18 protein-coding genes and 1 tRNA gene are annotated in these 17533 nt (G+C 42.4%); 3 read left to right on the top strand and 16 right to left on the bottom strand.

What is annotated here, in order from left to right; genetic code table 11:
• Positions 1-8 precede the first annotated feature (8 nt).
• From A7D14_RS05035 to A7D14_RS05070, 8 genes are all read right to left on the bottom strand, one after another.
• Entirely contained in the window at positions 9-1514 is a 1506-nt protein-coding gene (locus A7D14_RS05035; RefSeq protein WP_067030885.1) for an efflux RND transporter periplasmic adaptor subunit, read from the bottom strand.
• 12 nt (positions 1515-1526) lie between these two features.
• A complete protein-coding gene (locus tag A7D14_RS05040) occupies positions 1527-1763 on the bottom strand; it encodes a hypothetical protein (RefSeq protein ID WP_176712364.1) in 237 nt (78 codons plus the stop codon).
• A gap of 44 nt (positions 1764-1807) precedes the next feature.
• The gene (locus A7D14_RS05045) at positions 1808-2992 is read right to left on the bottom strand and encodes a TolC family protein (protein ID WP_067030891.1); all 1185 of its coding nucleotides are present in this window, start codon (positions 2990-2992) and stop codon (positions 1808-1810) included.
• A gap of 91 nt (positions 2993-3083) precedes the next feature.
• Entirely contained in the window at positions 3084-3524 is a 441-nt protein-coding gene (locus A7D14_RS05050) for a hypothetical protein (RefSeq protein ID WP_255307386.1), read from the bottom strand.
• Positions 3525-3616: 92 nt separating this feature from the next.
• The gene (locus A7D14_RS05055; protein WP_067030894.1) at positions 3617-4453 is read right to left on the bottom strand and encodes a DUF932 domain-containing protein; all 837 of its coding nucleotides are present in this window, start codon (positions 4451-4453) and stop codon (positions 3617-3619) included.
• A 17-nt stretch (positions 4454-4470) separates the two neighbouring features.
• Entirely contained in the window at positions 4471-4632 is a 162-nt protein-coding gene (locus A7D14_RS19975) for a hypothetical protein (RefSeq protein ID WP_176712365.1), read from the bottom strand.
• A gap of 254 nt (positions 4633-4886) precedes the next feature.
• The gene (locus tag A7D14_RS05065; RefSeq protein ID WP_067030901.1) at positions 4887-6674 is read right to left on the bottom strand and encodes a ParB/RepB/Spo0J family partition protein; all 1788 of its coding nucleotides are present in this window, start codon (positions 6672-6674) and stop codon (positions 4887-4889) included.
• Between the two features lie 383 nt (positions 6675-7057).
• Positions 7058-7139 (bottom strand) — tRNA-Leu (locus A7D14_RS05070).
• Between the two features lie 280 nt (positions 7140-7419).
• Between A7D14_RS05070 and A7D14_RS05075 the strand changes: the two genes are divergently transcribed.
• Positions 7420-8820 carry a dipeptidase gene (locus A7D14_RS05075; RefSeq protein WP_067030903.1) on the top strand — a complete coding sequence of 467 codons (1401 nt, stop codon included), beginning with the start codon at positions 7420-7422 and terminating at the stop codon, positions 8818-8820.
• 29 nt (positions 8821-8849) lie between these two features.
• On the top strand, positions 8850-9719 hold the full coding sequence (locus tag A7D14_RS05080) for an alpha/beta hydrolase (RefSeq protein WP_067030907.1): 870 nt from the start codon (positions 8850-8852) through the stop codon (positions 9717-9719).
• A 15-nt stretch (positions 9720-9734) separates the two neighbouring features.
• Here the strand turns inward: A7D14_RS05080 and A7D14_RS05085 are convergent, their stop codons facing one another.
• Both A7D14_RS05085 and A7D14_RS05090 read right to left on the bottom strand, forming a co-directional pair.
• Entirely contained in the window at positions 9735-10313 is a 579-nt protein-coding gene (locus A7D14_RS05085; protein WP_067030940.1) for a PhnA domain-containing protein, read from the bottom strand.
• Positions 10314-10438: 125 nt separating this feature from the next.
• On the bottom strand, positions 10439-11641 hold the full coding sequence (locus A7D14_RS05090) for an NAD(P)/FAD-dependent oxidoreductase (protein WP_067030910.1): 1203 nt from the start codon (positions 11639-11641) through the stop codon (positions 10439-10441).
• 186 nt (positions 11642-11827) lie between these two features.
• Here A7D14_RS05090 and A7D14_RS05095 point away from each other — a divergent pair, with 186 nt between their 5' ends.
• On the top strand, positions 11828-12928 hold the full coding sequence (locus tag A7D14_RS05095) for a DUF4407 domain-containing protein (protein WP_067030913.1): 1101 nt from the start codon (positions 11828-11830) through the stop codon (positions 12926-12928).
• Here A7D14_RS05095 and A7D14_RS05100 read toward each other — a convergent pair.
• The 6 genes from A7D14_RS05100 to A7D14_RS05125 are packed head-to-tail and all read right to left on the bottom strand — an operon-like array spanning position 12925 to position 17189.
• Positions 12925-14694, bottom strand: a complete 1770-nt coding sequence (locus A7D14_RS05100) for a MutS-related protein (protein WP_067030916.1) — start codon at positions 14692-14694, stop codon at positions 12925-12927. The two genes, A7D14_RS05095 and A7D14_RS05100, sit on opposite strands and share 4 nt — an antisense overlap.
• A gap of 6 nt (positions 14695-14700) precedes the next feature.
• On the bottom strand, positions 14701-15060 hold the full coding sequence (locus tag A7D14_RS05105; protein WP_067030943.1) for an MmcQ/YjbR family DNA-binding protein: 360 nt from the start codon (positions 15058-15060) through the stop codon (positions 14701-14703).
• Positions 15061-15062: 2 nt separating this feature from the next.
• Positions 15063-15461: a Dabb family protein gene (locus tag A7D14_RS05110; protein WP_067030919.1), complete on the bottom strand. Its 399-nt coding sequence runs from the start codon at positions 15459-15461 to the stop codon at positions 15063-15065.
• Between the two features lie 6 nt (positions 15462-15467).
• Positions 15468-16091, bottom strand: coding sequence for a DUF4230 domain-containing protein (locus A7D14_RS05115; RefSeq protein WP_067030922.1), 624 nt, complete (start codon positions 16089-16091; stop codon positions 15468-15470).
• Positions 16084-16440, bottom strand: coding sequence for a DUF4260 domain-containing protein (locus A7D14_RS05120; protein ID WP_067030925.1), 357 nt, complete (start codon positions 16438-16440; stop codon positions 16084-16086). Before A7D14_RS05120 ends, A7D14_RS05115 begins: the two co-directional genes overlap by 8 nt.
• Positions 16437-17189: a cyclase family protein gene (locus A7D14_RS05125; RefSeq protein ID WP_067030928.1), complete on the bottom strand. Its 753-nt coding sequence runs from the start codon at positions 17187-17189 to the stop codon at positions 16437-16439. Before A7D14_RS05125 ends, A7D14_RS05120 begins: the two co-directional genes overlap by 4 nt.
• Between the last annotated feature and the right edge of the window lie 344 nt (positions 17190-17533).

A 17533-nucleotide genomic window follows, 5' to 3' on the forward strand; every position in this document is an offset into this window, starting at 1 on the left:
TCTCCTTTTTAGTGGTCGTGTCCGTGTGCCGGTGTGGTACCGGACATTGATGCCATTTTTACCTGATAGGCTCCTGTAGTGACTACCACATCGCCAACTTTCAAGCCTTTTAGGACTTCCACGTTTTTACCGTTGCGCTTCCCGATGGTTATGGGTCGTCTTTCAAAACTTTCGCCCCCGAGTTGCAGAACTACCGAGTAATTCCCATAGTCTTCTAAAAGTGCCGACTCGGGTACCAGCGTGGTTTGCTCTCCATCGCCCATTGCAATCTGAACCTGGGTCAAGCTCCCATCAGGAACAGTAATAACATCGTTTACCTTGGCAAACACGGATATCAAAGGATTTTCCCTTTCTACATCTCTTGAAATCGATAATATCTCGCCTTCGGAATCTGAAATGTTTTTCCAATTATCCAGTTCGGTCTGGTACCACATCCCTTTGATGTTTTTCATCGTCAGGCCATAGGTGGGTGCCACTTGCGATTTCAAGACTTTGGATTCATCAGTAGCTACACTTATCAAGACAGCGCCTTGGTCCACATAATCGCCATTGGATACATTAACGGTTCTGATAAAACCATTAAAGGGTGCACGGATTTGCTTGCTCCCGCCCGAAACGCCCGAAGCGATGGACTGATATTGTGATTTGGCAATCGCATAGTTGCTCTCCACCTTTTCAAACTCAGATTTTGGGATGATTTTGCTCTCGTAGAGTTCCTTTTTACGGCTGTACTCTGATTGGGCCTGGTTAAATTTCGCTTTCGCGGAAGCGACCTCGGCACTTAGATTATTGTTTGCCAATCCCTGACTGCTCACGTTCAACAACAATTGGTCCTGTTTCACTTCCATCCCTTCGGTCAGGTTGGTCGTGGTAAAATTGACCGTCCCATTGGCCGTGGCGACCATCGTTTTTACAGAACCTTGAGCAGGTTGCCAAACACCCGATGAAGTGATGACATCGTAAATTTCCCCTTTTGTGACCTGCGCCGTTTGAAAGTCTATTTTCCAAGCCTGTTCCTTTAAAAAGGAAATGGGTGCCTCTCCACCAGCATTGCCTATCGCTTTTTTTGCTTCTTCAAAATTGGCATAGACCATCACATCTTCAATCACGATGTTGTCACTGTATTGCGGTGTGGAAAGGTCGAAAACCAATTGGTGTACGCCCGCTTCCTTCGGCTGAATGGTGGGTGAAAAAATTCCTGGGGAAGAAGGGGCATCTGCTGTGGTACGCAAACCTTTGTCTCCTTTTATCAAGCTGACCGTTACCGAGCCTTCGCGTACGGGCTGGTGTTTGTCCAAAACTGTAAAGTGTGCGGCAAACCTGCTGGATTGCCCGACAATCAATGCCGGGAACTCAACAAAGAGTTCGGTATTGTCTGTCCACAATGTATAATCCAATCTTGGGGTCTCCTCGCCTACGTGGCTCCCGTCAGCATTGTGGGCGTGTTCATCTTCGTGATTCTGTTTACAAGCTACTGCCATAAAGGCAAGCACAATTATTAAATACTTTTTCATCTTTTTCTTTTATTAATGTTGGTGTCCGTCATCATCGTTGGAATGTCCGTGGTCGTCATCGTGACGATGGCCGTGTTCTTCATTTTGAAGGGTGTCCTGACCTACTGTAAATTCCTCCTGTTTCAAATCTTCCTGTTCCATATGAGAGCCGTCTGGGTTATGCTCGTGACCGTGGTCATCTTGGGCCTCTTCCTTTTTTGTTTCTCGGCATCCTGTAAAGCTGATTGCTGCCATTACTATTAGTGCCATTATTGTTTTTGATAAATGTTTCATCTTTTTAATTTTTAAAATTGTTATAACTGATGTATTAATAATTGTGCTTGTAAAAGCTGTAGCTGTTTTTCCATTTGTAGCATTCTATCGGTTGCATCCCGATAGAATTGCACTTCCATATAGTATTCCAAAAACGAGTATTCTCCCAAGTTGTAAGCTTTAAAGAGCAATTCCTCACTATTTAGGGTTTCCATGGTGTCCTGATATTCGGTGTACTTGTCGAGCAACAATTGGTACTGATTGTACTCTTGTTGTAATTTGGCATACAGCATTTGTTGTACAACTTGTGTGTTGGACTGCTGGTATTCGTAATTGGCTTGTGCCGCTTTTACCTTGTTTTTACTGTTCCACAAAGGAATGGTCAATCCTCCATAAACACCCGAATAATTATTACCGTTGACCCCTTGGTAATTGTAACCCAATGAAAGGTCAGGCAGTATTTTGGTTTTTTCCAACTGCACGTTTTGTTGTGCCGCGGCTTCATAAGCTTTGAGCTCCAAAAGCTTGGGGTCTTTGGCCAATTTCTCATTCCATAAATCGGCTACAGTTTGTATCTGAAATGGAATATTCAATTGCAGATTGTCCAATCCAAGCGGTTGATTTCCATTCAAAGTCTGCAAAGCCGTTCTTTGATTTTGGATTTCCGCTTCCAGTTGTTCCACAACAAATTGCTCTTGAATCCAAGATACCTTAGCTTTGTTAAGGTCTAAAATGCCGACTTGCTCTCTGTTAAAAAGTTCTTGCATTTGTTCATACACCTCTTGGCTTTGTTTCTTTCTTTCATCTTCAATGGTTTTTCGCTTTTGAAGTATAAAGAGTTCTATTAGCCCTTTTTTTGCCTTGAGCAGTATTTCTTGGCGTTTTTCGCCATAGGCTGCCTGTGACTGTTCTGCTTTTAGGTTGTTCCATTTGTTACGGGCTGCATATACCGAAGGAAATTCAAAGGATTGTGAGATTTCAAACTCGGTATAGTCATCGGTTTGATGGTCGCCAAAAGGCAGATAGTATCCTGAAAGCTGTGGGTCGGGCAGGTTGTTGCCGCTCTTGTTTTGAAGCTTTTGGCCATCGATAAACGACTGATAAGCCTTCAGCTCTGTATTGTTCTGTTCTATTTCGTTAAGTAGCTCCCCTATATTTCTATCTTGAGAGAAACCAGTAACAAAGAACAGGCATCCGCATATCGCGAACACGATATATTTGTCCATTGTTTGAAAATTTAGGTTTAATCTTGCCTGATAAGAGACAGGCCTGAAGTTCAATAGGATTTCTACCTAATAGATAGATAATCCCAAACGATTAACCTAAAGATGGTGGCCCCCGTAAATAGAGGGATGAAAGGAAAGGATTAAAATAGTGGTTGAGCGGATGATAAAGCGGCGGTTCGTTGTTAGGCCTCTTATCAATAAAATATAGTTCTTGAAAACCAGAATTGGTTTTTACAACATTCTCATTCGTGTCGGTACGGTGTTCAACGATTTGTCTTTCGACAATAATATCGGTTGAAACCGAGGAATGGACGTGCATATCCATAAAGAACCCGAAAAAGCCATATGGTGATTCTTCGTCTTCGTGCGAACCATTATCGTGATGGTGGTGTTCGCCCGTATGGGCAACATCCGAATGGGAATACGAATCCTGGTGCTGATGATGCAGATGAGGAAATGCTTGGTGCAGCACCATAAGGCCAAACAGGCCCAATAAGAGAAATGCCGCTATTTTGTGTGCTTTTTGCATCATTTGCAAAGGTAGTAATTATTTCTGTTTGTTAAAATTACAATAAATATTTAATTGAAAAATCCAGTTTAAGGTACTGGACAAACCTTTTAAATCTATGCCAGAGCATACACTTCATCGAACAACTTTTTATCCAATCGTTCTTGCTGGCCAAAACTCTTTTTCAAGAAATTGTGCAATACAGAGTTGAAAGCATTATAGCCCAACCAAAGATTAGGTTTCTCGTCGAGCAATAGGGCTTCGTAATTGAGGATTTCAAGTACCTCTCTCGACTTTTTCGATGGGTCGCTATTCTTGTCACTACATTCATATCGGAACAGTTTTGTCCTGTCCAGAATAGCTTTCACGAACTCTTTGGTGTCAATGATTTTAAATTCCTTCATCTTATCGAATTTCTTGGTAATGGTATAGAATTCGTTGTCCAAGAATTTATCAAACAGGTTGTTCAACATTGGCATTATAAGGTCTGTATTGTTCCTGCTGTGCTTGATTGAAAACTCGATTTCAGCCTGTGAGACGTGCAATCCGTTAGAACAAACCTTTCTATAAAAACCGAAGTGGCCAGAGGTCTTTTCACTTCCATCGTAAGAATTCTTGAAACGAAGCATCGGTAGTATCAAGTCCTTGTTATTCTTAACCGTAAACTGGCTTTTGTCGTCAATGATAAAATCAGTGATGAACGACCTATCGTTCTTGTTGACGGTTCGTTTGTGGTAGTTGAGACCACCATCAATCAACATTTCTTCTGCTTTTTTGAAGAACAATTGGTTTGGGATGTGGCCGTAACTGTTCGATACCACATTGACGATTTTGCCATTCGAGATGATGGCATTTTCAAGCCCACGACGAGATTCCATCTGGGTCAGACTTTTTAAGGATTTCATTTCGGTTGAAACGAAAATCTCATCTTGTTGCAAATTTTGTAAATACATAGCTTTTGAATTTTAGGTTAAACATTTTGTGACAGTACGACGTAGTGTTCTGGATACTTTTCTCTGTAGTAAGCCAGATGACTTTCGGCACCTTCAATCTTGTAGTTTTCCTTACTGGATTGATAATGTACCTCGGCTTCTTCGACCGAAATCTTTGATTTTTTTGATACTTTTTCCATAATGCCGAAATTTTAGTTAAACAATATTTGGGCATCCCCAAACGGAAGCTAAAATCACGGCTCAAAAGGAAACGGAATAAATGAGAAGAGGGATATGCGCAACGGCTTTATGCCGTAGTCTTTTGATGGGTGTATTTTATGGGTTTACCTTTGCACTGATATTGATTGATGCTTTTCCTGTAAACCCGTATAGGATTATCATAAAAAGAAAAAGGGCCGACACGGATGCCGACCCTTCTTCAGAACAACAAAAGCTAATCGTTGAGTTCCTGGATTTTCTTTTCAAGAACCGCAATGCGCTCTTTTAAACGTGCTTCACGCTTGTCCCGTTTTTCGGCATATTCCTCTTCAATTGCTGCAATCTTCGATTTGAAGTATCCCTGAATGGCATTGTAGAATGAAATGTTCGTCAGGTTATTGACGTGGTTGCTCTCACCAAAATGCACTTGCCTCGTAAGTATGTAGCGAATCAGTCTATGGAAGATTTCCTTTTTGAAATGATTCTTAAAATGTTCAACAACTTCCAAATTGGTCATCTTTGAAGTCCCTGCCAAGAATTTGGAAAAGTGCTTTTGCCGACCTACATAATCCACATTGTTTTCAAACAACGAAATGGAAAAGGCGACCATTTCATCAACCGACAACGTTTTCTTGGTATTGATATAATCCGTTTCTCGAATCATCTGTACCACTTCTTCAAACTGCTTGTTGTTCTCGATCTGTCGCTTACGGATTTCACGCTCGTTGATTTTTATGATTTGCTCTTCGGGCGTACAATCTGCCATTTTCCTGTTGGCCAATGGTGTGGAATATTCATTAGAATCTTCCTTTGAATTCTCAATCACTTTGACGAACACATTCTTGTGTTGGTACGTTTCAGGATGGAATATGATACCATTTACAAAACCGTTCTTGTCTGCTGAATTATACGTTTTCAGTTCTTCCTCATATTGCCGGATAGCCTCGTCGAGCTCTGCTTTCAATTCATCTTCAGAATAATCATAATGTTGGTATTCAATCTTAACGCTATCCATTGTCGGCTCAATGGGTGTCTCAATGATTTCAACATCATCCAGCAAATAGACTTTCAACCCATTATTTTCCAGTTGTGAAATAACAAGCTGATTTTTTTCTTCATTCGCCCAATACTGCCGTATTTCAGGAATGAGCAGTATGTTGTCTTTCTTAGATTTATCAATCAGGTTTAAGAACGATTTTGTCTTTTTAGTCTCAAAACAGGCTGACTTTGTACAGACCATTTTGCCTTCGCCAAACAGATTGCCTTGATTCACAGCATTGAATGGACATTCTACGCAGGAACCCGCTTTAGCCACCAAAGTCTTATCTGCAACATCAAAGGGTGCTTTTTCCAAATCGTATGTTCGGTTGTTTATCATTCGGTTTATCTGATGTGCGTTAAATTCTTCGCCCATCGTTTCCCGCATCATCTGTTGTTCCTCTGGTTCAAAAAGCGCTACACCGACACCTAAAGAAATGGTCATTTCACCACTACGTACAAAATGCTTGAAGCCGTCAATCAATCCAGCCAACTTCAAACGTTGTCTTATGAAATTGTCCGTTCTTCCCAGGCGTTTAGCGATTTCAGAGGGTTGATACTTGTCGCTTAGATAAGCAATTGCGTCAGCTTCTTCGGTAGGTTCAACATCCTTTCGTTGCAGGTTTTCGATAATTTGAACTTCAAGCACTTCGCCGTTTTCATAAGTTCTTACGATACTGGGAATCGTTTTCTTGTGCGCCATTTTGCTTGCGCGAAACCGTCTTTCACCCATTACGATGATAAAATTCTTTCCAGATTTGCGAACCGTTATTGGTTGCAATACACCAAATTCCTTGATGCTATCCGCAAGCTGTTGTAGCTGTTTCTCATCAAAGGTCTTTCTTGGTTGGTTAGTGTCAGGCTTTATGTTGTCTATTGGAAGGTTTTCAATTTGAAGTGCAGGCACTTTCTTTTCGTTCACTTCTTTTTTGGCAGTAATCCTAGTGGTTCTGCGCTTTCTTGTGGTACTCGCTTTTGTTGTCATAATACTCAAATTTTAGATTAAACAATATTTGAGCAGTGAATCAAACGGAAGATAAAATCTTGGCTCAAAAGGAAACGGAATAAATAAGTAGGGGCTTAAGCGATGGCTTTATGCCGTAGTCTTTTGATGGAAGTATTTTACGAGTTTAACTTTCGGGAATATTGTATGATAATAAACTCCCAATCGAAGAACAAGAGTCGAGAAAACCTAAATTCTATGAATTTATTTTGATTGACATAGTAGTTAATATCAAATGGAAGTATATGACACTAAATCAAAGTTTATCTTGAAAATAGGTCAAATGTTGTACCTATGTTGTACCCGTGTCTTTTTTCAGTGTGTTTTTGAAATAAAAAAGCCGAAGATTTCTCTTCGGCTTTTAGTGCGGGTGAAGGGACTCGAACCCCCACACCTTGCGGCATCAGATCCTAAGTCTGACGTGTCTACCAATTCCACCACACCCGCATAAAGTGCAAATTAACACTTTTTATTTGGATAAATCCTAAGTCTAGCGTGTCTACCAGTTCCACCACACCCGCATAAAAAATAATAATAAAAGAACTTCCAACGGATGAAGGAACGTTGTACGCTAGACTTCCTAGCGTGCCTGCCTGTCGGCAGACAGGTCTACCAGTTCCACCACACCCGCAAAGGGAGTGCAAATATAAATCAATTTTCCGATTTGCAAACCGGCCTACTTTAAAAACTTGTTTTTTGTACATTTAGCCTACTTTTTAATTCATACATGGAACAAATCAACAACTACATCAACACCCACAAAGACCGATTTTTAAACGAATTGATCGATCTTTTAAAAATTCCCTCTATCAGTGCTGACCCTGCATTTTCCCAAGATGTAATGGAGGCGGCCAAAGCCGTGGAAAAATCACTCGCTGATGCTGGCTGCGAGAATACGGAAATTTGCGAGACCACTGGGTATCCCGTGGTGTATGGCGAAAAAATAATCGACCCCGATCTGCCCACCGTCCTGGTGTATGGCCACTACGATGTGCAGCCCCCTGATCCGATAAATTTGTGGGATTCCCCTCCGTTTGAACCCGTGATCAAAAAAACCGAACTACATCCCGATGGAGCTATCTTCGCCCGTGGGGCCTGCGACGACAAAGGGCAGTTCTTCATGCACGTCAAGGCGGTTGAGTTCATGATAAAAAACAACTCCCTGCCCTGCAATGTAAAGTTCATGATTGAAGGTGAAGAAGAAGTAGGAAGCGATAGTTTGGAGGACTTCCTAAAAGAAAATAGCGAAAAGCTAAAAAACGACATCATCCTTATTTCAGACACCGGGATGATTTCCAATGACACCCCTTCCATAACCACTGGCCTTCGCGGACTGAGCTATGTGGAAGTGGAAGTGACCGGGGCAAACAGGGACCTTCATTCGGGAATTTATGGTGGTGCAGCACCAAACCCCATCAACGTGCTTGCCAAAATGATTGCTTCATTGCACGATGAAAACAACCATATTACCATCCCTGGGTTCTATGACAAAGTACAAGTCATTCCAGATGAGGAACGTGCAGAAATGGCCAAGGCACCATTTAATCTGGAAGCGTATAAAAAATCGTTGGATATTGGTGATGTGCATGGTGAAAAAGGCTATACTACCCCTGAACGTTTTGGTATCCGACCTACATTGGACGTAAACGGAATCTGGGGAGGCTATACCGGTGAAGGCGCAAAGACCGTCATCGCCAGTAAAGCCTATGCCAAAATATCCATGAGACTGGTCCCCAACCAAGATTGGCACGAAATCACGAAGCTCTTCACAAAACATTTCACCTCATTGGCACCAAAAAGTGTGAAAGTAAAAGTTACCCCACACCATGGCGGACAGGCCTATGTGACCCCGATTGACGATATCGGTTACCAAGCGGCTTCCAAAGCGATGGAAAAAACGTTTGGGAAAACCCCAGTACCCCAACGTACTGGAGGAAGTATTCCAATCGTGGCGCTTTTTGAAAATGTTTTTGATAGCAAGACCATTCTGTTGGGATTTGGTCTGGACAGCGATGCCATTCACTCCCCCAACGAACATTTTGGGGTTTGGAACTTTTTGAAGGGCATTGAAACCATCCCCTATTTTTACCACTATTTTATGGAACTAAAAAATAAAACCGATGCCTGAGCGTAAGTTTTGAATAAATTATCTTCATTATGAACCACAAACTGACCAAAACCGTATGCCTTTTACTGCTCTTCAGCATGAACATTTGTTTAGGCCAAGAGGAAAACTATAAGTACGGTAAAGACTCGGAGCGTCATGATGGGGTTCCAAAAGGAACGGTGACCAAACATGTATTCCAAAGTCAAATTTTTGAGGGCACACATCGGGAATACTACGTATATGTGCCGGCACAATATAGCGCGGACCAACCGGCAGCCATTATGGTTTTTCAGGACGGACATGCTTATGTGAAGGAAGATGGTGATTTTAAGGTTCCCATTGTGTTCGACAACCTCATCCATCAAAAGGAAATGCCCGTAACCATCGGGATTTTCATCAATCCCGGGCATAATGCACCGGAACTTCCTGCTAATCCATTCAGGGCTAGCAATAGAAGCTGGGAGTATGATGAATTGAGTAATCTCTATGCCCGGTTCTTGATCGAAGAAATCATTCCCGAAGTAGGAAAGAAGTATAATTTGACAACCGACCCAAGGATGCGGGCCATCTGCGGACTTTCATCTGGCGGTATTTGCGCCTTTACAGCAGCTTGGGAGCGACCTGATTATTTTTACAGGGTCTTGAGTCATATAGGAAGTTTTACCAATATTCGGGGTGGACACGCCTACCCATCCATGATCAGAAGACATGCCAAACGGGATATCAAGGTGTATTTGCAAGACGGTTCGGGAGACTTGAACAATCTTTATGGAAATTGGTGGCTGGCCAATCAGCAAATGGCCTCCTCGCTTGAGTTTCGCGATTATGACTATACCTTTGTAAAAGGTACCGGTGGACACAACGGCAAACACGGGGGTGCCCTATTTCCGGATTCGTTGAGATGGCTTTGGAAGGAGTAAGAAATTGAAAAAGAACTATATTTTCTTCACATACTTGGTAATGATGACAATCTGTTGACCATCTACCTTGCCTTCAATATATTCGGCATTCTCGTGATCCAGTGAAATCCGTCGCACGGCAGTTCCCTGTTTTGCAACCATGCTGGAACCTTTCACTTTCAAATCTTTGATCAAGACCACACTGTCCCCATTTTCCAGAATGTTGCCGTTCACATCCCTGTGAATGATTTTTTCACCCTCTTCTTCACCTTCTCCAGTAGCCTTGGCCCATGCCAAAGTTTCTTCATCCAAGTACATCATGCCTAACAAATCTTGTGGCCATCCTTCAGATTTTAAACGATTGAGCATTCGCCACGCCACCACTTTAACGGCATCGTGTTCGCTCCACATGCTATCGTTCAAGCAGCGCCAGTGGTTGGAATCAACAGTATCAGGGTTTTCTATTTGATCAATACAGGTCGTACAGCCCAAGAGGCCTCCATCTACACCACCAGTGGACACCGGAGGAACTTCATACACTTGTAAATTTTCTGTTGCCCCACACAGTTCGCAGGTATTTCCGCTTCGTTCCTGTAATTCTTCCAGTAATCCCATTAGTTTGTCCATTATTTTGAGAATTGCAAACTTAGAATTTTTAAGAAAATACCTCTCATCATTCTAAAAAGAAAAATCCACCCATTTTACAATGCGTGGATTTGATCAGACTACCATCTCAACCACTAGGGCAATTGAGAATATCCGTGTCTTGTCTTCCAAAGGAAATATTTTTCGAACAATACTTTGGAGAAATCGTAGAATACATTGGGAATCATAATTGCAAAATTTCTGGGTTTAAACAAGTGGTCGCTAATTATGATCACTTCTTTTTTACCGGCGTCCATTACACATATACCAGGAATTTTACCCCATGCTTTCTTCTTCAATTTATCCTTGCCCTTTGTTACCCTGATGATGTTCTCGGCAACTATTTTACCGGTTTCATCGGATGGATATCCTGTTTTTGGACCAGAAAATGGCACCTTACCTGGTTTAAAGGGCAGTTTCACATCCACAGCGATTCCCGCAGACCAGATGTTGGGATACTTAAAGTGTCGGTAATCTTCCCCAACGGGCAAATAACCAGCTGCGGTAGCTCCCAACTCTGGGGAGTTGACCACAAAGTCTACACCCACAAATGGGGGCATCAACATGGTAAAATAGCTGGGCAATTCCTCACCGGAAGTCAATATAACTTTATCTTTGGTTACTTCCTTCACGCCTACCTCGGTGTGGTAGTGAATGTTGAACATTTTCATGAAGGATTTGAGCATGGTCTCACCTCCAGTAATTCCATCAATACCAAAGTGTCCTAAGAAGGTTTCAGGAGTAATCCAATGTAAATCTACTTGCTTTCTAATCTTTTGTTCCCGCAACCATTTTTCCACATTGAACAAAAACTCATACGCAGCACCCATACAACCCGCATTTTGCGTAGCGCCGATTACAATGGGGCCAGGGTTCTTTTTAAACTCTTCCAACGCCTTTCTTGTTTTCATGGCGCCATTGGGCGTACCAATGTAATGGGCATATTCGGCTACGCCGGGAGCCACGTCATATTTTACCTTGGGACCAGTGGCAATTACCAAGTGATCATAGGCAAAATCCCCTTTTGTGGTATAGACCATTTGTGTATTGGGATCTACCCTCAAAGCTTCAGCCTGAACGAAATCGACCCCTTTCTTTTCCAAAATGGTATCTTTTCTAAATGAAATATCCTTGATTTCCCTTCTTCCAAAAGGTACCCATATCAGAGAGGGAACAAACAAGAACAATGGTGATTTATCGATCACTAAAACCTTATGGTCGTTTTTCCCTTTTCTTTTGATTTCCAATGCGGCGGTCATTCCTGCGAAATTTCCACCAATGACTACGGTTGTTTTCATGATTGTGATATTTAATGGTATAAATGTACCATCCTATTTTCTGTTGGTCAGTAACTTAAGGCACACAGCCACCTACTTTTCCACCTGAGAAATCAGCAGGTATTCTGGAAGATTTATGGGCAAAACATGTAACAAATCCACCAAAACCACGTTCTAATACTCTATCAATCAAATCAGAACACTATAATGCTACAACGTTTTTTTATCTTCTGCTCAGGGGCTGACACCCATATTCTTGAAACTTGTTCCAACGGGGAACGCAACAAATATGCTGGCATTGGGGCCACGGTTTTCTTTACGGCCATCATGGCTTTTATCGCCAGCGGCTATGCCCTTTACACCGTTTTTGACAACATCTACACCGCTATTTTCTTTGGTTTGATTTGGGGACTGCTCATCTTCAACTTGGACCGATATATCGTTTCCACCATTAAAAAGCGCGACAATTTTAAAGGTGAATTGCTTCAGGCCGCTCCGCGGATTGTACTGGCCATCATTATTGCTGTGGTGATATCCAAACCTTTGGAAATGAAGATTTTTGAAAAAGAGATCAATCAAGTCCTCCTCGAAGAAAAAAATACCATGACCCTGAACAACAAAGAGCAATTGGCACTCCAGTACACTCCAAAAATTGAAAGCCTTAACCAAGATATTGCCAACCTGAAGAGTGAAATCACAATCAAAGAGGCCGAAACCAATGCACTCTACAATACTTACATTTCCGAAGCCGAAGGTACTGCTGGAACCGGTCTGTTGGGCAAGGGACCCGTGTACAAGGAAAAACGAGAAAAGCATGATGCTGCTCTGGCTGAACTCAACGCCTTGAAAGAGGCCAATGCCACAAAAATTGAGACTATTGAAGCTCAGATTGCAGCTTTGCAAACCGATTACGACATTGCCGTTGCCAATTCCCAACCCATTATTGATGGTTTTGATGGGCTCATGGCACGCATCAATGCCTTGGGCAAACTACCCTGGTTTCCTTCTTTCTTCATCTTTTTATTGTTCTTGGCAATCGAAACGGCTCCCATTATTGCCAAACTGTTGGCTCCCAAAGGCGAGTACGATTACAAATTTGAAGAGCAGGAAAGTGTGGTCGCTACGTGGGTAACCCAAAAAGTAGCGCAACGCAAATTGTTGTTGGCCACGGATGGCGAAATCAACCAGCAAGTCTATGCCGATATTAAAAGTGAAGAGGAGCTGTATCGCTACAAAAAGGAAAAGGCAGAGGAACTGCTCCGATTACAGGCTGACTCTTTTCACAATGTTCAAGTAAAAGGACTTTAATCCACAATCCCCATATTTTTTAGTAAGAAAGAGGCATTCATATTTTGGCAAACGCCTTCTTTGAACTTATAATCGAAGAACAGCTCCCCGTTTACGATCTGGGCATCAAAATAGCGGTTTTCCACCTCTGGAAGTTGGTCAGCGAGAGTACACAAGCTTAAATCGTGGGTGGCCACCATTCCCGTGGACCCATTCCGCACCAAACGCTCTATAAATTTTTTGGAACCTTCGGCCTTGTCCACGCTGTTGGTCCCCTTCAAGATTTCATCCAAGACCACAAAGCAGTCGCCTTTTTTAAGCTCTTCCACAATGTATTTTAAACGTTTAAGCTCTGCATAAAAATAGGAAGTCTCATCCGCCAGGGAATCCGAGGAACGCATACTGGTGAGCAAACGAACAGGATTGTATTGCACTTCCTTCCCTTTTACGGGCAATCCCATGTTCGCCATGACTATTTGCAAAGCAACGGCCCGTAAAAAAGTGCTTTTTCCAGCCATATTGGCTCCTGTGACGATACAGAAACGGCCTTTTCCTATTTCAAAATCGTTTAAAACGTTCTTTTCGGGGTCTACCAAGGGGTGTCCCACTTCTTTGGCGCTCAACACCGCATCTCCTTGAACCAAACTTGGATAGGTATGATCCGTATGGTTAAAGGCATAGGTACCCGAAGTGATGTAGGCATCAAACTGGGCAATGGCAGCAAACCACTCCCCCACATCCTTGCCATATTTAGCTATCCAAGATTCCACCCGATACGCAAAAAACAGACTCCACAGTAGCAACCCCTGACCGAATAGCAACACCAAAAAGTTGTTTTGTTGTTCAAAATTGTCCAGTCGCCGGCCAAAGTTTTTCAATATTTTGGAGGTCTGTTCTCCCTCGACCACCAATTTATTCTGGAGTTCTTGGAGCAACTCCGATGTAAAGGTCTGCCGCTCCAGTTCAGAAATCAATTGTTGGTGTTGCTGGATGGTTTCTTGGGCTTCTGATACTTGTACCGCAAACATAACGATGCTTTTGGCAAATCGACCTACAATTCCAATTCCCAAAACGTACCAGAACAAGACCAAACTTCCAGGCACCAAACCTAAACTAGCCAAAACAATCAACAAAATGGAAATCAATGCAAAAATAGGAGCCACAATACCAGCCCACTTTGGGGTAAACGATTTGTGGTTTTTCATCCAATCGGAAACCACATCAGGAGATATTTTGGGTTGGGTTTCCCCTGCCAAAGCGGAAAAACGTTGTCGCCACTCGGGCAATTGGGCCAATTCTTGAATCGCCGCTTGTTTTTTGGCGATATCCTTTGGATATCCATCCAACAAAAGATCCGAAAAAACTTCCCGTCCTTGTCGTAATGTTGTTCGGTTTGCATATTGATAGAACGAACCCCTTCCAAAAAGGTCTAAATCCTGGGCATACGGATGGTCCGGTCTTAAAAACTCCTTCCCATCCGGCAAATGGTGGAAACGACGGGCCAAGATGTCCAATTCCGTGGTATTGATGGCGATAAGCCTTTGCAAATATTCCTTATGTCGTTTTACATTGCTAAAGCGGATAACGAGATACAAAAACAACGCAATGCCCAAGGACAACAAGACAAAAATGGCCGTGCTGCCCCAAAAGAAGTAGGCCCCAAGCACCAAACCCACAAAAACGGACAATCGCAAGGTGGCCAAAAGGGCCAACCGTTTTTTTACCTGCTGAAGTTCTTGCTGATATTTCTCTTGCTGGGAAGTGTAAAAGCTTTTCAAATCCTCCATGAAATGTCAGTCTAAATTTTTGAGCTCTTGCTGAAGCTTTTTGGTCAATCCAGCTACGACCAGTTCGTAGGAATGGTCCACCAAATCTTTAATCAATTGAGGGGGGAGTTGTTCCAAAAACAAAGTGTTCCAATGGGTTTTGCTCATGTGATAGCCCGGAATGATGGCACCATCGTATTCTTCCCTCAGTTCCACGGCTCGTTCTGGGTCGCACTTTAAATTACATTGTGGGGGAAGGCGTTCCAAGGCCACCAAGGCAAACATTTTTCCCATGACCTTGAACACCAAGGTCTTTGAATCAAAAGGGAACTCCTCGGTCACCCCTTTCTGCATGAGGCAATACTCGCGAAGCTCCTCAACATTCATCATCAGATACCTTGCGAATCGTACACAATGACCTTCTCCCAAAGATCTTGGCATTCCTCTATAAAAATGAGATGGGCCTCTTCGGATTGATACGCTTCTTGTGCTTCCGCCGACTCAAAAGACAGAATGAGTGAGTAGGTAAAGGAATCATCCACTACATCCCTAACCGCATTGGGCGGCGTACCAATATATTTGGTCTTGGCGTATTCTGAGTTGTTGAGAAACTTCTTCAGTGAAGCTTCAAACTTGGCCTTATCAGCAGCATTATCTGGATTTTTGAACCAGAAATAAACCGTATGGGCAAAAGCGTGGTCAAAATTATTACTCATGTCGTTTTTGATTTGTACACAACTGGAGGCCAATACACCTACCAAAAGCAAGGTTATGATTTTTGTTTTCATGTTTATTTACTCTTCTATAAATTGTTTTTCTCTGTTTGATATTTCCAAGGCGGAATAATCCAGTGTCCACCCAATGGTCTCTACGATTTTCTCCACTACGAAAACGGCTTCCAGAGCTTCTTTTCTTGCCGTCTCCATCAACCCGCTTTCAGGTATTTTTTGTTTGATATGCTCCTTGGCTTCTTGATTGAGATTGGTCAAATCCGTGGGTGAAAAGCTGTTAAAAATACCATTTTTGATGTCATAAAACTGCAAATCGGGCTCAATGGACAATATTTCGGGCTGTGGAAAATGGCTCAGGATGATTTTTTTGTTTTCATTGTCAGCCTTCAAATCGAGCTTGTTCAGGTCGTAGCCGATGTGGGCCTTCGCCTTGATCACGATAAGGGCTTTTTTCTTGCTTCGGAACAGACTCATAAAACTGTCCTTGGTGTTCTCGTAATGGTAGATTTCGGCAAAATCACCTTCAACCGACACCAATTTGCACACGCTGCGTATCTTGTTCAAGATCACGGTGGATTGCTGCTTCGTGATTTCTTTGTTCTTCTTTTTTCGGAACAGGGAGTATACCCAATACATTAGTATTGCGCCCAATAGTACGCCAAGAACCGTGTCAACTATTTCACCCATGATTACCTATTTCCCCCAAGTGGGTAAACTTAAATCCTTTCTCATATTTTAAACCATAGCCCAACATCCTGTCCAAAGCGGAATGCGAGAACAAAATCAGGCCTATTAGTTGGCATAAAGGTATTGAAAAGTAAACACCGGCAAGGTAAATAAGCAAGGCCAACCCTTTATGATGGAAAATATTATAGCTGATGGCCCCAATCCTGTTTCCAAAAAGATAGCCGAACATTCCAATATCCGGTGCCAAGATCAGTACCAAAAACCACCACCACGCATAATCCAATAAACTGAAAAGATAGATGCCCAATGCGAACATCATCAACTCTTCAAGCTTTAATATCGTCTTCATTTTTCAAGAATTTTATACAAGACCGGCCTGCTGGGACTGGCATCGTTCTCAAATGGTGCCACTTGAAGGTCCAAAAAATAGGTGCCGTCCTCTACAGGGTTGGGTACATAAATAAATTCTGTGATGGTCGCTTTTGTGCGGGGCTTACCGTTCATGTTCCAAAAGGCCTTGTGCGCCAAAAGGTCTCCCCCGTCCCTTTCCTTGTCCACGGAAGGGAGGTCTACAAGTAGATGTTCCACTCCTTTTTTCACCAAATATTTGGCGGCTTCCTCGGTTAAATAGGTGGGATTGGTATCCGAGTATTTTTTGGAACGCTTGTCCCCCAAATTGGGAATGGTCCTGATGACCAAAGCCTGTCTTTTTTTGTTGCCCAAAGCGTATTTTATTTGCTTTTCGGATATGACGAAGTCCTCTCCCATCTGTTCGGGTGCCACGGTAATCACTTCGGCCAAAAAGAAAAACTTCTTCAACTTTTTGTTGATGGAGTTGAACTCCTCGGATATATGCCCCAAACACTCCGTGTGCGTAACATGCGAATGTGGGTTGAACCAAATATCGTTGAAATTGGTGGATGCTCCCTCGCTCACCTTCCCTATAAATCCATCTTGCTCGTGTGGGGCAATCTTTGGCGGGTCCAAATACCAGGCGTTCACATTGTTGTCGCCTCCTTTGAGCGGTATGGAAATATCCAGCGGTTTGGTCAGGTCTATTTTGTAGTTTTTGGAGTTGTGTTTTATGGTTGCGATCAAATTTGGTTGTTTTTAAAATTTCCCAACGCCTGTGGGAATCAATTCTACTTCATGGATTCCTGCTTTCGCAGGAATGACAATTTACTACTTTAAATTAAGCATAAAAAGATTGGAAGCAATTCCATTGGTCAAAAACTTGCCTTTATAAAATCTGCATATCAATTGGAAATAGGGTTTTGTGAATCTAGAAGGTGTATCTATCTATTTCATATAGCCTTTTGATTAAAATATACTAGCTTCACTTATCAGTTTTTACGTAAAAAAACAAATTCATATCCTATTGTTGCAAGCAATATGAAAAACTCACTATTGATTCTTTTTTTTATTTCATTATATATTAATGA

This window comes from Allomuricauda sp. CP2A (genome assembly GCF_001683915.1).
GTDB lineage: Bacteria > Bacteroidota > Bacteroidia > Flavobacteriales > Flavobacteriaceae > Flagellimonas.

Coding starts and splice junctions, on each gene's coding strand:
- A7D14_RS05075 (WP_067030903.1), top strand. CDS start 7,420: ATGGAACAAATCAACAACTACATCAACACCCACAAAGACCGATTTTTA.
- A7D14_RS19975 (WP_176712365.1), bottom strand. CDS start 4,632: ATGGAAAAAGTATCAAAAAAATCAAAGATTTCGGTCGAAGAAGCCGAG.
- A7D14_RS05120 (WP_067030925.1), bottom strand. CDS start 16,440: ATGAAGACGATATTAAAGCTTGAAGAGTTGATGATGTTCGCATTGGGC.
- A7D14_RS05045 (WP_067030891.1), bottom strand. CDS start 2,992: ATGGACAAATATATCGTGTTCGCGATATGCGGATGCCTGTTCTTTGTT.
- A7D14_RS05050 (WP_255307386.1), bottom strand. CDS start 3,524: ATGATGCAAAAAGCACACAAAATAGCGGCATTTCTCTTATTGGGCCTG.
- A7D14_RS05055 (WP_067030894.1), bottom strand. CDS start 4,453: ATGTATTTACAAAATTTGCAACAAGATGAGATTTTCGTTTCAACCGAA.
- A7D14_RS05065 (WP_067030901.1), bottom strand. CDS start 6,674: ATGACAACAAAAGCGAGTACCACAAGAAAGCGCAGAACCACTAGGATT.
- A7D14_RS05100 (WP_067030916.1), bottom strand. CDS start 14,694: ATGGAGGATTTGAAAAGCTTTTACACTTCCCAGCAAGAGAAATATCAG.
- A7D14_RS05080 (WP_067030907.1), top strand. CDS start 8,850: ATGAACCACAAACTGACCAAAACCGTATGCCTTTTACTGCTCTTCAGC.
- A7D14_RS05110 (WP_067030919.1), bottom strand. CDS start 15,461: ATGAAAACAAAAATCATAACCTTGCTTTTGGTAGGTGTATTGGCCTCC.
- A7D14_RS05040 (WP_176712364.1), bottom strand. CDS start 1,763: ATGGCACTAATAGTAATGGCAGCAATCAGCTTTACAGGATGCCGAGAA.
- A7D14_RS05090 (WP_067030910.1), bottom strand. CDS start 11,641: ATGAAAACAACCGTAGTCATTGGTGGAAATTTCGCAGGAATGACCGCC.
- A7D14_RS05105 (WP_067030943.1), bottom strand. CDS start 15,060: ATGAATGTTGAGGAGCTTCGCGAGTATTGCCTCATGCAGAAAGGGGTG.
- A7D14_RS05085 (WP_067030940.1), bottom strand. CDS start 10,313: ATGGGATTACTGGAAGAATTACAGGAACGAAGCGGAAATACCTGCGAA.
- A7D14_RS05035 (WP_067030885.1), bottom strand. CDS start 1,514: ATGAAAAAGTATTTAATAATTGTGCTTGCCTTTATGGCAGTAGCTTGT.
- A7D14_RS05115 (WP_067030922.1), bottom strand. CDS start 16,091: ATGGGTGAAATAGTTGACACGGTTCTTGGCGTACTATTGGGCGCAATA.
- A7D14_RS05095 (WP_067030913.1), top strand. CDS start 11,828: ATGCTACAACGTTTTTTTATCTTCTGCTCAGGGGCTGACACCCATATT.